A 14,618-nucleotide genomic window follows, 5' to 3' on the forward strand; every position below is an offset into this window, starting at 1 on the left:
TTCGTTCATCGGCGGCTGTTCAGCGATCGCAGCCGACCGAAGACCGAGCGCGAGCCCGCTCCGTCCGAGACGCGCGCGAGCCCACAGCGCAGCGATCAGCATATGAGACATGACGGGCGGGGTCAATCCGAGGCAAGCGGACACACCGCTAGTAGGCGACGATCTTCCCGGCCCTGCTTGAGGCGACCGTGGCACGCAGTTTGCGAGGAATCGACACTCTCTTGGGGTCTCCATCGGACGTATACCGCTTCTCGGGGTGTTCGTCCAGCCATTCGAGCCAATAGGTAGTGCACCAGCGGCTGCATTCCCCATGTTTTCCGTTGGACTGGATCCTCGGGATCGCGTATCGCTCGAATTTTTTCGCGTAGGGCGAAACGGCCGGCTCGGCCCCGGCGAGGAACACGCCGTCGAAGTGGTACTTCGTGCCGTCCCATTTCCCGTCGTGCGCCGCGCTCAGTTTCCTGGGCCGTGAGCCGTACGGCAGGGCGAACGTGGTGGACTCTCCCGCGCCGATCTTGGCGAGCAGCCGGTCCTGGCGCACGATCTGCTCGCTCACTCGCTTTGTCGGCAGACTGCGCAGATCGGGATGATCGTAGCTGTGGTTGCCGACCTCGAAGCCGCGCTCGACGAGCCACTTCACGGCCAGGGTCTGCTCGGCCCGGTCCCGCAGTCCGAAGGGGTTGCGGTTGACCCAGAAAGTGGCAACCGGCCGGAAGTTCGGATATTTCGCCGCGACCTCGTAGATGATGCCGACGGCCGTGTCCCGTTTCGGCACCCCATTGGAGTCCAGCGCGAAGTGGCTGGGGTGGCCGTCGTCGAAGGTGAGGACGACGGGGTGGGAGCCCGCCGGGATGTCGATCTTTCCGGACACGAACTCGGCGGCCGTGATCGGCACATAGTCCTTCCGGGCCAGTCGCTCCAGCTCCTTGCGGAGCTGGCCGGGGGTGCGGTCGATGGAGGCGATCCGCTTGGGCAGCAGCCGGTGATACATGATCACCGGGACCAGGCCGGCCTCGTTGGCCTTCACCTTCTTGGCGGATTCCGGCGTCGCGGTCACCGACGCCGTCTGGCCGGGCGGTAGCTCCGCGGGCGCCGTCGGCGTGGTGGTGGGCGACACTCCCACCGCCGTCCGGGTGCCGCCGCCCCCGGAACCGGCCCGCGGCAGCAGTATGAGCACGACGAGACCCACCACTACCACAACGACGTTGGCCAGAACGGCAACCCGAGCAACTTCCCGCACGATCATCCGACCATAATGCCCAAAATTTACCTAAATCACATGGGCAGATGACCGGGCGATTACGGTCGATGATCGGCGCTCCACGACCCGGGGTCACAAAGCGGGGATCCGGAGGCGGGCGTCAGTGGCCCGCGTCCTCCCATGTCTCTCCCACCCCGACGGAGACGTCGAGCGGCACCCGCAGGTCGTAGGCCGCGCCCATCTGCTCGCACACGAGCGCGGTCACCTCCTCCAGCTCTCCCGGCACCACCTCGAACACGAGCTCGTCGTGGACCTGGAGCAGCATCCGCGAGCGCATTCCCTCCATCGCCCGCCGTACGTTGAGCATGGCGACCTTGATGATGTCGGCCGCCGAGCCCTGGATGGGCGCGTTGAGCGCCATCCGCTCCGCCATCTCACGCCGCTGCCGGTTGTCGCTGGTGAGGTCGGGCAGGTAACGGCGGCGCCCGAGGATCGTCTCGGTGTAGCCGTCCTGGCGGGCCTGCGCCACGACCGCTTCCAGGTAGTCGCGCACCCCGCCGAACTCCTCGAAGTACTCCTCCTTGAGCGCCCTCGCCTCGGCCACGGCGATGCCGAGCTGGCCGGACAGCCCGAAGTCGGACAGCCCGTAGGCCAGGCCGTAGTTCATCGCCTTGATACGGGCCCGCAGATCGGCGGTCACCTCCTCGGGCGGCAGGTCGAAGACCCGCGCGGCCGTCGCCTGGTGGAAGTCGTGGCCCGACTCGAAGGCGGCGATCAGCGCCTCGTCCCCCGACAGGTGCGCCATGATCCGCAGCTCGATCTGGCTGTAGTCCGCCGTCAGCAGCGTCTCGTAGCCCTCGCCCACCGTGAAGCCCTTGCGGATGCGACGGCCCTCGACGGTCCTGATCGGGATGTTCTGCAGGTTCGGCTTCTCGCTCGACAACCGCCCGGTCGCCGCGACGATCTGGTTGAACGTGGTGTGGATGCGCCCGTCGTCGGCGATCTCCTTGATCAGCCCCTCGACCGTGGTGCGCAGCTTGGTCTGGTCGCGGTGCCTGAGCAGGATCGTCGGCAGCTCGTTGTCGGTCTGCGTCGCCAGCCACGCCAGCGCGTCGGCGTCCGTCGTATAACCCGTCTTGATCTTCTTGGTCTTCGGCAGGCCCAGCTTGCCGAACAGGATCTCCTGGAGCTGCTTGGGCGAGCTCAGGTTGAACTGCTCGCCCACGACCTCGTGGGCGGCCTCGACGGCCTGCTTCACGGCGGAGCCGAACTCCGCTTCCAGCGCCGCGAAGTACTGCCTGTCGGCGCCGATCCCGGCCCCCTCCATCTCGGCCAGCACCCGCACCAGCGGCAACTCCACCTCGGTGATCAGCCGAGTGCCGCCGCGCCGCGACAGGTGCTCCTCCAGCGCGTCGGCCAAGTCGCGCACGGCATGGGCACGCAGGGCCAGATCACGCGCCTCACCGGCGTCGACGTCGTCGAACAGTGAGGTCTGGCCGTCCGGCGCGGACTCCGCCCGCAACTCCCGGCGCAGGTAGCGAAGCACCAGGTCGTCGAGCGGGAACGACCGCTGTCCCGGTAGCGCCAGATAGGCCGCCAGGGCTGTGTCACAGGTGAGACCGCGCAGGTCCTGCCCGTGTGCCCACAGCGCGAGCAGCGACCCCTTGGCGTCGTGTACGGCCTTGGGCCGCGACTCGTCGGCCAGCCACCCGCCGAGGGCCGCCTCGTCCTCGGGGGTGAGCCGCGTCGGGTCCACGTAGGCCGCGCCGGCCGCGGTGGCGATGGCGATGCCGTCCAGGCGGCCGGTGCCGCTGCCGTACGCGCCGCGGAACGCGAGCCCGGCCCGTCCCCCACCCGGCTCAACCGACTCAGGTAGAGCGGACAGCCACCCGGCCACCTGACCCGGCTCCAGCACGGTCACCTCGAGCTCGAAGCCCTCCTCCGCCTCCGGCTCGGCCGTGCCGACCGCGCCGAGGGTCTTGAAGAGCCGTTCGCGCAGCTCGCCCCGGATCTGCAGGGCGTCGAGCAGCTTGTCGACCTCCTCGCGGTCCCACTGACCCATCGTCAGATCGGCCACACCCGCCTCGACCGCGACGTCCCGCCGCAGCTCGGTCAGCATCCGGTTGTGGATCACCTGGCCGAGGTGCTCGCGCAGCCGCTCGCCGACCTTCCCCTTCACCTCGTCGGCCCGCCTGACCAGCTCGTCGAGCGATCCGTACTCGACGATCCACTTGGTGGCGGTCTTCTCACCCACACCGGGGATGTTGGGAAGGTTGTCGCTCGGATCGCCGCGCAGCGCGGCGAAGTCGGGGTACTGCACCGGGGTCAGGCCGTACTTCTCCGCGACCGCCTCAGGCGTGAAGCGCGTCATGTCGCTGATGCCGCGCCTGGTCATCAGCACGGTGATCCGCTCGTCGACGAGCTGCAGCGCGTCGCGGTCGCCGGTGACGATCAGCACGTTCATGTCCTCGCCGGCGGCGCGCGTGGCCAGCGTCGCGATCAGGTCGTCGGCCTCGAACCCCGCCAGTGACATCCGCGGCACGCGCAGGGCGTCGAGCAGTTCGAAGATGAGCTGCATCTGGCCGCGGAAGTCCTCCGGCGTCTCCGCCCGGTTCGCCTTGTATCCGTCGTACGCCTCGTGCCGGAAGGTCGGCTCGCTGCGGTCGAAGCAGACCGCGACGTGGCTCGGCCGCTCATCGCGCAGGACGTTGGTCAGCATGGAGGTGAAGCCGTAGACCGCCTCCGTGTGCTGGCCGTCGGTTGTCATGAGATTGGCGTCCTTGAGCGCGTAGAAGGCGCGGTATGCAAGGGAATGCCCGTCCAGGAGCAGCAGACACGGACGGTCGGGGGTCGCTTCACTCTTCGGCACACCCGCAGCCTAGTCTCCCTGTACGACATAAAACCCGGACTCTTCCCGGAGGAGGATCTCCCCTTGACCGTCACCGATCCCGATGAGTTCCTCAGCGCCCTCAACGGGGCCGGCGAGGGCCACCTGCACGAGCGCATGGGCATCGAGATCCTGGAGGCGAGCCCCGAACGGGTGGTCGGCCGCATGCCCGTCGAGGGCAACACCCAGCCGTACGGCCTGCTCCACGGCGGCGCGTCCTGCGTGCTGGCCGAGACGCTGGGATCGACCGGCGCCGCGCTGCAGGCGGGTCCCGGGCGGATCGCGGTGGGGATCGAGATCAGCGCCTCACACCACCGGTCGGCCACGTCCGGTCACATCACCGCGGTGGCCACTCTCGTGCACGGCGGCCGTACTCTCGCGACGTACGACATCGAGATCACCGACGACCGGGGGCGGCGGGTGTGCACCTCGCGCCTGACCTGCATGCTCCGCGACGCCGGGTGATCCTCGCACCGCCTGTTTCCACCACACCCTCAAAGAGGACATTCAGCTCATTTACTCCATAAAAGAACGACCTTGCGACTTTCTTTGCACACCTGCCCCTCAGGTCGCTAGCGTGGTGCCCTCAGAGCCCGTGGGGACCGAGTAGACAACGTGCGGAGCCGGGGAAGCTGTGTACGGACCCAAAGGTCCTCCACGGGCTCGCCATTCTTTCCGTGCCGCCCCGGCGGCTGCCCGGATCTTCCGAGGCGGCCGCGCGGCGGTCACCGTGATCGACACACGCCCATTCCCGCACGCCTGACGCGAGAGGCCGGCCGGGGACGCCTCCCCGGCCGGCCTCTCCTTCGTCGCATACGGGTCCGTCAGTGCTGTCCCAGGGAGCCGCCCAGGTACGCCTCGCGGACCTGTGGGTCGTCGAGCAGGTCGGCGGCCGGCGCGGCCTTGACGACCTTGCCGGTCTCCAGGACGTACGCCCGGTGGGCGATCTGGAGGGCCTGCTGGGCGTTCTGCTCGACGAGCAGGACCGTGGTCCCCCGGTTGTTGATCTCCTTGACGATCGAGAAGATCTGGGCCACGAGTTTGGGCGCCAAGCCCATCGACGGCTCGTCCAGCAGGAGCACCTTGGGCTTGCTCATCAGTGCCCTGCCGATGGCCACCATCTGCTGCTCGCCGCCGGACATGGTGCCTGCCGCCTGGGTCTTGCGCTCGGCCAGCCGCGGGAACAGGTCGAAGACCTCCGCCAGGTCCTTGGAGAAGTCACCTGACCGGGTGTAGGCCCCCATGAGCAGGTTCTCCATCACCGTCATGCCGGGGAAGCAGCCCCGGCCCTCCGGCGACTGGCCGATGCCGACCAGCACCCGCTTGTGGCCCGGCAGCCTGCTGATGTCCTTGCCGTCGAAGGCGATGCTGCCCGACGTCAGCGGACGCAGGCCCGAGATCGTCTTGAGCGTGGTGGTCTTGCCCGCTCCGTTCGCGCCGATGAGGGTGACGATCTCCCCCTCGTCGACGTCGAGCGAGATCCCCTTGAGCGCCTCGATCTTGCCGTAGTGGACGTGGATGTCCCTGATCTCAAGAAGCATCTGCGGGTGCCCCCAAGTACGCCTCGATGACCCTCGGGTCGCTCTGCACATCGGCCGGGAGACCCTCAGCGATCTTCTGCCCGAAGTCCACCACGGCGATGCGGTCGCTGATTCCCATGACCAGGGCCATGTCGTGCTCGATAAGCAGGATCGTACGGCCCGCGTCACGGATCTTCCTGATCAGCTCCTGGAGTTCGATCTTCTCCGCCGGGTTCATGCCGGCGGCCGGCTCGTCGAGCAGCAGGAGCTTGGGGTCGGTCGCCAGGGCCCGCACGATCTCCAGCCTGCGCTGGTCGCCGTACGGCAGGTTCTTGGCGGTCTCGTCGGCCCGGTGCGCGATGCCGGCGAACTCCAGCAACTCCATCGCATGCTCCCGCCCGCGGCGCTCGGCGTGCCGGTGCCACGGAAGGCCGAGAGCGGCGCCGACCGCGCCGGTCCGGTTGTGCGCGTCGAAGCCGACGAGGACGTTCTCCATCGCCGACATGCTGTGGAACAGCCGGATGTTCTGGAAGGTGCGGGCGACGCCGCGCTTGGTGATCGTGAATCGCTTCAGACCGCTGATCTTCCCGCCGTCGAAGCGCACCTCGCCGGAGGTCGGCCGGTAGACACCGGTGATCACGTTGAACACCGTCGTCTTGCCCGCGCCGTTCGGGCCGATCAGCGCGAAGATCTCCCCCTCCCTGACGGTGAGGTCGACCCCGCCGAGGGCCTGCACGCCGCCGAAGCGCATCGTGACGGCGTTGAGCTCGAGCAACGCCTTCGGCTCGCTCACTTGGCCACCTCCTCTGCCGCTTGACCGCCAGCCTCCGTGGCGCCCGGATCCGTGTCACCCGATTCGCCGCCGTTGCCGGAGACGGCACGGCGCCGGCGCGCGGGCAGCAGCCCCTCCGGACGCAGCGCCATCATCAGCACGAGCGCACCGCCGAAGATGAGGATGCGGTAGTCCTGGAAGCCGCGGAACCGCTCGGGAAGCCAGGCGATCAGGAATGCCCCGATGATGACGCCGGGCAGGTTGCCAGAGCCGCCCAGCACCACGGCCGCCAGGATGGTGGCCGACAGGATGAACGGGAAGTTGTTGTGCTGGATCGCGATGACCTTGCTGGCCCAGAGGGCCCCGGTCAGACCGCCGATCATGGCGCCCACGAAGAAGGCCAGCAGCTTGAAGCGGAAGGTGGGCACGCCCATCAGTTCGGCGGCGTCCTCATCCTCCCGGATGGCCTCCCAAGCTCGGCCGACCCGGCTCCGCTCCAGACGTTTGGCGAAGATCACGACCAGCACGATGGCCGCCACCAGCAGGTAGTAGTACGGCAGCGGATCGAGCGCGAAGTCCACCCCGAAGATCGTCGGCGGGTGGGGGATGTTCGTGATGCCGCGCGCGCCGCCGATGTAGTCGGTGTTCTGCGCGGTGATCCGGACGATCTCTCCGAACCCCAGCGTGACGATCGCCAGGTAGTCTCCGCGCAGCCGCAGCGTCGGCGAGCCCAGGACGATGCCGGACACCGCGGTCATGAAGATCGCGATTACCAGGATTCCCCAGAAGTTCCAGCCGAACTTGGTGGCGAAGACCGCCATGGTGTAGGCGCCGATGGCGTAGAAGGCGACGAAGCCGAGGTCGAGCAGGCCCGCCTGACCGACCACCACGTTCAGGCCCACGGCCAGCAGCACGAACGTGCCGATCGGGCTGAACAGCAGCGACGGCCAGTGCGAGTACGGGGACATGAACGACCCGATGGCCGGGTGCGGGGCGACGATCACCAGGGCGATCAGCAGGCCGTAGATGGTCCAGCGCGTCCAGCGGGGCGCCGCCGCCCACCAGTCGCGCGCCCCGTCGCTGAAACCGCCGACCGCGCGCCGGAGCGACGTCAGCGGATTGCCGCTGCGAATGTTGGAGTTTGCGTTCATGCGCGCGCTCGCTGGAGGGATTCACCGAGGATGCCGGTGGGACGGAACAGGAGGACGAGGACGAGGACGGTGAAGGCGATGACGTCCTTCCATTCTGAGCCGAAGAAGATCGAGCCCCAGTTCTCGATCAGTCCGAGCGCGAGTCCGCCGAGGAGCGCGCCGCGGAGGTTGCCGATGCCGCCGAGCACCGCGGCGGTGAACGCCTTGACGCCGAGCAGGAAGCCGACGTTGTAGCGGAGGTTCTCGAACTCCATGGCGTACAGCAGGGCCGCCACCCCCGCCATCGCACCACCCACGAAGAAGGTGGTGCGGATCACCTTGTTGATGTCCACGCCCATGAGCGTGGCGGTCTCGGGGTCCTGGGATGTGGCTCGGATGCCGCGGCCGATCCTGGTGCGGCTCACGAAGACGTCGAGCAGGATCATCATGATCACTGCGGCGCCGACGATGATCAGGTGATCGTTCCGGATATCGGTGTTCCCGATCGTGAAGACCGTCTCACGATCGAGGAGCCGCGGCACCGGGACCTGAATGCGTCCCTGAGAGGGGCGGTCGAACACCTCGGGGATGACCACGAGGGCGAACAGCTCCTGGAGGAAGATGGAGGCGCCGATCGCGGAGATGAGCGCCGCGAGCCGACCGGCGCCGTGCCTGCGCAGCGGCCGGTAGGCCACCCGTTCCAGCACGACGGCGGCGCCGCCCGAGGCGGCCATGGCCACCAGCATCAGCAGGAGCAGCACACCGACCAACGCCACCCCGGTGAGGGGGGTGGTCACTCCGAGGTGCAGGACCACGAACAGCGCGGCGAAGGCGCCGATCATGAAGATCTCGGAGTGTGCGAAGTTGATGAGGCGCAGCACGCCGTACACCATCGTGTAACCGAGGGCGATCAGCGCGTAGATGGCACCACTGGCCAGGCCTCCCACGGTGGAGGGGCCGACCTGATTGATGAAGTCGTTGAGCACGGGGGTCGCTTTCGAACCGGGGCGACGGTAGTCGCCGGGCGGTAAGGAGCGGGAGCAGCGGTATGCTCCCGCTCCTCAGCGTTCGCAGATCGAACCGGACGCGTTACTGGAGCTGCGCCTGCGAGGTGTCGCCCAGCCAGTCGAGGTTGCTGTCCTTGATCTGGTAGACGTGGATGACGTTCGCCGCGATGTCACCGTTCGGGCCGAACTTGATCTGCTTCGAGACGCCCTTGAAGTCGACCGTCGCGAGGAAGTCGTTGATCTTCTCCGGGGTGGTGTTGCCGGCCTCGATCGCCTTCAGGATGGCCGTGGCCGCGTCGTAGCCCTCGGTGGCGTAGATCAGCGGGTCGCCGCCGAACTTCGCCTTGTACTTCTCGCTGAACTCCTTCAGCTCCGGCACGTCGGAGCCGAACGGGATGAGGCAGGGGCAGCCGAGCACCGCGCCCTCCGCGGCCTCCTTGCCTGCGGCGTTGACGAGCTCCTTGTCCACCGCGCCGTCGCCGGAGACCACGGTCGCGGTCACGCCGCCGTCACGGAGCTGCTTGAGCAGCCGGCCGAGCTGGGCGTAGTAGCCGCCGTAGTAGATGACGTCGGGAGAGTTGGCCTTCACCTTGGTGACGGTGGAGGAGTAGTCCGAGCCGTTCGGGTCGATCTTGTCACGCTCGACCGCGACGCCCTGGGTCTCGAACTCCTTGGCCACCGCGTCGGCGAGGCCGGCGCCGTACTCCTGCGCGTCGTCGACGACGAATGCCTTCTTCGCCGACTTGGCCTTGACCAGGAAGTCGGCGATGGCGGGGCCCTGGATGGCGTCGTTGGCGACCACCCGGTGCCAGAACTTCCAGCCGTTGTCGGCCAGTGCTGGGTTGGTCGCCGAGCCCGTGACGCTCGGGATCTTTCCCTCCTCCAGGATCGGGCCCACGTTGCGCGACTCGCCGGAGAAGCCCGGGCCCACCATGGCCACAATCTTGTCTTCGGTGACGGCCTTCTGGGCCAGCGGGACAGCCTGGTCGGGGTTGCCCTGGCTGTCGTACTTCACCAATTCGACCTTGACGTCGGTCGACTTCGCGTTGAACTCGTCCACCGCGAGCTGCGCGCCCTGAGACGGCGGGATCATGAGCGCCGAGTTCTCACCGGTCAGGTCGCCCATGAAACCGATCTTGAGGGTGGTGGCGCCGTCGCCACCGCCCTGGCCATCGGACGCAGAGGTGTCGCCGGAGCCGCTACCACACGCCGCGAGACCGAGGGTCAGCGCTGTACCGACCGCGACAATGCCGCCAAGGCGAGCGATCTTGGATCGCAAGGTTGCCTTCCTTTCGCTGGATCCCCTTCCGGGGATCGGATACGCATCCGCCCCATCCAGCGGTCAGCCGAGGGGTCGTGACGGTAGTACAGCCACAGGAAGTCACAGGTCGGTACAGAGGCCATCACGGTTATGGCTTTGTTATGTCCGTCCTCTTCGTATAGTAATCAACATGTAACGGAAATAGAAAAAATTCCTTTAGCCCTGGTCGCTGGCCCCACGCATCGGCTTATCATGTCTTTTCGCCCTGATGGGGTGATCAGCTCTGCGGGCTCTCCGATGTGGGCTGGGGATTCTGCGGCACGGCCTCGGCGATCACGATCTGCGCCACCTGCCGCATACCGACTCGGCGATCCATGGACGCCTTCTGGATCCACCGGAACGCCTGCGGCTCGGTCCACCCGTGCTGGGCCATCAGCAGGCCCTTCGCCCGGTCCACGAGCTTCCTGGTCTCCAGCCGGCCCGAAAGGGTGGAGACCTCCTTCTCCAGCGCCGTGATCTCCTCATGGCGGCTGATCGCCATCTCGATCGCCGGAACCAGGTCCCCCTTGGTGAAGGGCTTCACCAGGTACGCCATCGCCCCCGCGTCCCTGGCCCGCTCCACCAGGTCGCGCTGGGAGAACGCGGTCAGGATGAGACACGGCGCGATCCGCTCGGCGACGATCCGCTCGGCGGCCGAGATGCCGTCGAGGACCGGCATCTTCACGTCCAGGACCACCAGGTCGGGGCGCAGCTCGGTGGCCAGCTTGACCGCGGTCTCCCCGTCACCGGCCTCGCCCACCACGGCGTAGCCGTCCTCTTCGAGCATCTCCTTCAGGTCGAGGCGGATCAGCGCCTCATCTTCCGCGATCACCACTCGTCGCTGCGTACTCACGCACAAGAGGTTACCGATGTCCGCTAGATTAGGACCACGCGAGGGGTCGTGCGGACGATCAACGATCCGCTATGCTCCGAAGCGACGGGATCCGGATGACCATATAAAGTCTGGATTGAAGCCCCGGTACCCCAATTGGCATGAGGGAGCGGATTCAAAACCCGTACAGTGTGGGTTCGAGTCCCACCCGGGGCACTTTTCACCACGATCAGTCGCGGCGGTGATCAGGCGAGGCTGTCGAGCCACGCCTGGTGGAGCCGGGCGAACCTACCGGAGCGGGCGATGAGACGCTCCGGCGACCCGTCCTCGACGATCCGGCCGGCGTCCATCACGAGCACCCGGTCGGCGATCTCCACCGTCGACAGCCGATGCGCGATGATCAGCGCCGTGCGATCGGCCAGCACCGTGCGCAGCGCCCGCTGCACGAGCCGTTCACTGGGCACGTCGAGGCTTGAGGTGGCCTCGTCGAGGATCAGCACCGCCGGATCGGCGAGAAACGCCCGGGCGAACGCGACCAGTTGCCGCTGCCCCGCCGACATCCGGCCGCCGCGCTTGCCGACCTGCGTGCCGTACCCCTCGGGAAGCGCGGAGACGAAGGCGTGCGCGCCGATGGCCTCGGCCGCCTCGACGACCGCCGCCGCCGATGCGTCCGGCCGCCCGAACCTGATGTTGTCGGCGACCGTGCCGGTGAACAGGAAGTTCTCCTGGGTCACCATGACGACGTGGCGGCGCAGCTCGGCCTCGTCGAGATCACGCAGGTCCACGCCGTCGAGCAGGATCCGCCCGGCCACGGGATCATAGAACCTGGCGATGAGCTTGGCCAGCGTGGTCTTACCCGCGCCGGTCGTGCCGACCACGGCGACGGTCTGCCCGGCGGGGATCTCCAGATCCAGCCGGGGCAGTACGGCCCGGCCGCCGTCGTAGCCGAACTCGACGGCGTCGAACCGCAGGCCGCCCCGGGCTCCGCCGCGGATCCCACCTTGAGCGCCGCCGAGCGGCACCGGCAACGGCACCGGCGGCTCGGCGACCTCGGGCCGCTCCTCCAACACACCGGACAGCTTCTCCAGCGCGGCGCCGGCCGACTGCAGCGCGTTGTAGAACTGACTGATCTCCTGCATCGGCTCGTAGAACTGCCGGAGGTAGAGCAGGAACGCGGCGAGCACCCCGACCGTCACCGTGCCGTTCACAGCGAGCCATCCGCCGTACAGCAGCACGGCCGCCACCGTGACGTTGCCGATGAGCTTGATGCCCGGCATGAACACGGCGACCAGGCGGGCGCTGCGCGTGTTGGCGTCGCGGTAGTCGGCGTTGAGCCGTTCGAAGATCTCCTGGTTGCGCGGCTCCCTGCGGAACGCCTGTACGGCGCGGATGCCGGTCATCGACTCGACGAAGTGGACGATGACCAGCGCCACGGCCTGGCGGGTCCTGCGATAGGCGACGCTCGACTGCCGCCGGAACCACCGGGTGAACAGCAGCAGGACCGGCAGCGGCAGCAGCGCCACCAGACCGAGGCGGACATCGAGCACGAGCAGCATGACGGCGGTGCCGCACAGGGTGAGCACGGCGGTGACGAGGCCGTCGAAGCCCGAGTCGAGCAACTCGCCGATCGCCTCGACATCCGAGGTGAGCCGGGAGATCACCCGGCCCGAGGTGTATTTCTCATGGAACGACAGCGACAGCCGCTGGAAGTGGTCGAAGACCCGTCGGCGCAGTTGCCGGAGGATGTCCTGCCCGATGTGGCCGGACATCTGGAGGAACGCCTTCCGGGTGAGCGCCTGGACGAGCGCTGCCCCGACGACGAGTGCGATGATCGTCAGCAGCGTTCCCGGACCGCGGCCGGCCAGCATCGGGGGGATGCCGTCGTCGATGCCCGCCTTCACCAGGTACGGCAGGGCCAGGCCGGCCGCGCTGGACAGCACGATCACGGCGGTCAGCAGCGCGATCCGCTTCCGATGCGGCCGCAGCAGGTCGGCGAGCAGCCGCCGCGACCGCGTGCGCAGCAGCAGCGACACGCTGTCGGACACCTGGTCCTGATCTTCGGCGGCCACGCCCCGCCAGGAGTCGCTCATCGCAGGGCCCGTTCGGGGTCGAGATCGGCGTCCTGCGCCAGCAGCGCGCGATACTCCGGCACCGCCGACAGCAGGTCGGCGTGCCGGCCCACGCTGGTGATGGAGCCCTCGCTGAGCAGTGCCACCCGGTCGGCGAGCAGCACGGTCGAGGCCCGGTGGGCGACGATGAGGCCGGTCGCGTCGGCGAGGACCCGCCGCAGCGCCTCCTCCACCAGCGCCTCGGTCTCCACGTCGAGCGCGGACAGAGTGTCGTCGAGCACGAGGACGCGTGGCCCGGCGAGGATCGCCCGGGCCAGGGCCAGGCGTTGTCGCTGGCCTCCCGACAGCGACATGCCCTGCTCGCCGATCCGGGTGTCGAGCCCCCACGGCAGGTCGTGGACGAAGGTCGCCTGGGTGATCTCCAGGGCCTCCCGGATCTCCCGGTCGGTGGCTTCGGCGCGGCCCAGCGTGACGTTCTCCCGCACGCTCATCGAGAACAGCGTGGGCTCCTCGAAAGCGGTGGCGACCATCGCACGCAGCGACGGGAGGGTCAGATCCCGCACGTCCCGCCCGTCGATGGTGACCCGGCCGCCGGTCACGTCGCGGAGCCTGGGCACCAGGGACGTCAGCGTGGTCTTGCCCGAGCCGGTGGCCCCGACGACGGCGACGGTCTCCCCCGGCCGCACCTCGAGCCGGACATCGCGCAGCACGGGCCGGTCGGCGCCGGGGAACCGGAACTCCACCCCCTCGAACCGCAGGTGTCCCCGCCCCCGAGATCGTCGCCGTCGCCGCTTCTCCTGCCGCTCGATGACGTACGGCCCGCCCGCGACGCGGGTGTCGGTGATCGCTGGGTCGGTGATTTCGGGAGTGGTGTCCAGCACCTCGGTCACCCGGTCCGCCGCGGTCATCGCCTCCTGCCCCATCGCGAGGATGTAGCCCAGCGAGGCGACCGGCCAGACGAGCTGCAGCACGAAGGTCGTGAACGCGACGAGGGTGCCGAGCGTCAGGGCGCCGGCGCCCACTGCCACCGCGCCGAACAGCAGCACCATGGCCAGCGTGAGGTTGGGGATCACCTCGAGGAACGTGAAGAATCGTGATGACAGCCGGACCTTGCCCAGTGCCGTACGGCGCAGCTCGCTCGCGGCCTCGTCGAACACGCCGTACAGGTGGCGGCGCCGGCCGAACGCCTTGATCGTGCGGATGCCGACGGCCGCCTCCTCGACCAGGGTGGCCAGATCGCCCTGCTGGTCCTGCACCTGGCGGGAGACGCGGATATACCGCTTCTCGAACCGCAGCGACAGCGCCACGACCGGCACGGCCGACGCCGTGACGAGCAGGCCGAGCGGCCAGTACGTCCGAAGGAGCACGATGACGACCGCGGTGAGCTGGAGGATGTTCATGATCAGGAACAGCACTCCGAAGCCCAGGAAGCGACGGATGGTGGACAGGTCCGTCGTCGCGCGCGACAGGAGCTGCCCGGACTGCCACTCGTCGTGGAAGCTCATCGGCAGGCGCTGCAGATGGCGGTAGAGATCGTCACGGATCGCCGCCTCCAGGCCGAGCACCGGCCCGGCCTGCGACCACCTGCGTACGAAGGTGAGCACGGCCTCGGCGACGCCGAGGCCGAGCGCGAGCAGCCCGAGCGGGAGCAGCGCGCCGCGGTCCCCATGCGCCACCGGGCCGTCGATGATCTCCTTGCCGACCAGCGGGATGACCGTCCCGGCGGCGATGCCGAGGAACGCGGCCATCCACGAGACGGTCAGGATTCGGGCGTACGGTCGCAGATAGGACCGTAACCGCCACAGTGAGCGCCACGAGAGGCGGCGAGCGTCGGGTCTGGATCCGGGCTGTTCGCGCATCGTCCCGTAGCGTCCCCCCGAATGCATGGACAGGATCGGAC

At 68.3% G+C, this 14,618-nt stretch carries 11 protein-coding genes and 1 tRNA gene; 2 read left to right on the forward strand and 10 right to left on the reverse strand.

From position 1 onward, the window contains the following. Positions 1-148 precede the first annotated feature (148 nt). Positions 149-1,246, reverse strand: coding sequence for a polysaccharide deacetylase family protein (locus ACFHYQ_RS00710; RefSeq protein ID WP_394299078.1), 1,098 nt, complete (start codon positions 1,244-1,246; stop codon positions 149-151). A 115-nt stretch (positions 1,247-1,361) separates the two neighbouring features. After that, positions 1,362-4,070 (reverse strand): DNA polymerase I, encoded by a 2,709-nt coding sequence (polA, locus tag ACFHYQ_RS00715; RefSeq protein WP_394299079.1) that lies wholly within the window; start codon positions 4,068-4,070, stop codon positions 1,362-1,364. Positions 4,071-4,205: 135 nt separating this feature from the next. Between polA and ACFHYQ_RS00720 the strand changes: the two genes are divergently transcribed. Beyond that, complete coding sequence (locus ACFHYQ_RS00720; RefSeq protein ID WP_394299622.1) at positions 4,206-4,553, forward strand: PaaI family thioesterase; 348 nt, start codon at positions 4,206-4,208, stop codon at positions 4,551-4,553. 359 nt (positions 4,554-4,912) lie between these two features. Here the strand turns inward: ACFHYQ_RS00720 and ACFHYQ_RS00725 are convergent, their stop codons facing one another. The 6 genes from ACFHYQ_RS00725 to ACFHYQ_RS00750 form a co-directional block, all read right to left on the reverse strand. Beyond that, the gene (locus ACFHYQ_RS00725; RefSeq protein ID WP_394299080.1) at positions 4,913-5,629 is read right to left on the reverse strand and encodes an ABC transporter ATP-binding protein; all 717 of its coding nucleotides are present in this window, start codon (positions 5,627-5,629) and stop codon (positions 4,913-4,915) included. Beyond that, positions 5,619-6,401 carry an ABC transporter ATP-binding protein gene (locus ACFHYQ_RS00730; protein WP_446746286.1) on the reverse strand — a complete coding sequence of 261 codons (783 nt, stop codon included), beginning with the start codon at positions 6,399-6,401 and terminating at the stop codon, positions 5,619-5,621. The genes ACFHYQ_RS00725 and ACFHYQ_RS00730 overlap by 11 nt, the downstream gene beginning before the upstream one ends. Beyond that, complete coding sequence (locus tag ACFHYQ_RS00735) at positions 6,398-7,531, reverse strand: branched-chain amino acid ABC transporter permease (protein WP_394299081.1); 1,134 nt, start codon at positions 7,529-7,531, stop codon at positions 6,398-6,400. The genes ACFHYQ_RS00730 and ACFHYQ_RS00735 overlap by 4 nt, the downstream gene beginning before the upstream one ends. Continuing rightward, positions 7,528-8,496 carry a branched-chain amino acid ABC transporter permease gene (locus tag ACFHYQ_RS00740; protein ID WP_394299082.1) on the reverse strand — a complete coding sequence of 323 codons (969 nt, stop codon included), beginning with the start codon at positions 8,494-8,496 and terminating at the stop codon, positions 7,528-7,530. Before ACFHYQ_RS00740 ends, ACFHYQ_RS00735 begins: the two co-directional genes overlap by 4 nt. A 103-nt stretch (positions 8,497-8,599) precedes the next feature. Further along, positions 8,600-9,796, reverse strand: coding sequence for a branched-chain amino acid ABC transporter substrate-binding protein (locus tag ACFHYQ_RS00745; protein ID WP_394299083.1), 1,197 nt, complete (start codon positions 9,794-9,796; stop codon positions 8,600-8,602). Between the two features lie 259 nt (positions 9,797-10,055). Continuing rightward, positions 10,056-10,670, reverse strand: coding sequence for an ANTAR domain-containing response regulator (locus tag ACFHYQ_RS00750; RefSeq protein WP_394299084.1), 615 nt, complete (start codon positions 10,668-10,670; stop codon positions 10,056-10,058). 120 nt (positions 10,671-10,790) lie between these two features. On the opposite strand from ACFHYQ_RS00750, the gene ACFHYQ_RS00755 reads away from it, so the two are divergent. Further along, a tRNA-Leu gene (locus ACFHYQ_RS00755) sits at positions 10,791-10,865 on the forward strand. Between the two features lie 29 nt (positions 10,866-10,894). Here the strand turns inward: ACFHYQ_RS00755 and ACFHYQ_RS00760 are convergent. After that, positions 10,895-12,739: an ABC transporter ATP-binding protein gene (locus tag ACFHYQ_RS00760; protein ID WP_394299085.1), complete on the reverse strand. Its 1,845-nt coding sequence runs from the start codon at positions 12,737-12,739 to the stop codon at positions 10,895-10,897. Beyond that, on the reverse strand, positions 12,736-14,466 hold the full coding sequence (locus ACFHYQ_RS00765; protein WP_394299086.1) for an ABC transporter ATP-binding protein: 1,731 nt from the start codon (positions 14,464-14,466) through the stop codon (positions 12,736-12,738). Before ACFHYQ_RS00765 ends, ACFHYQ_RS00760 begins: the two co-directional genes overlap by 4 nt. Positions 14,467-14,618 lie beyond the last annotated feature (152 nt).

It is taken from the genome of Sphaerimonospora cavernae, from assembly GCF_042435035.1.
Classification (GTDB): Bacteria; Actinomycetota; Actinomycetes; order Streptosporangiales; family Streptosporangiaceae; genus Sphaerimonospora; species Sphaerimonospora cavernae.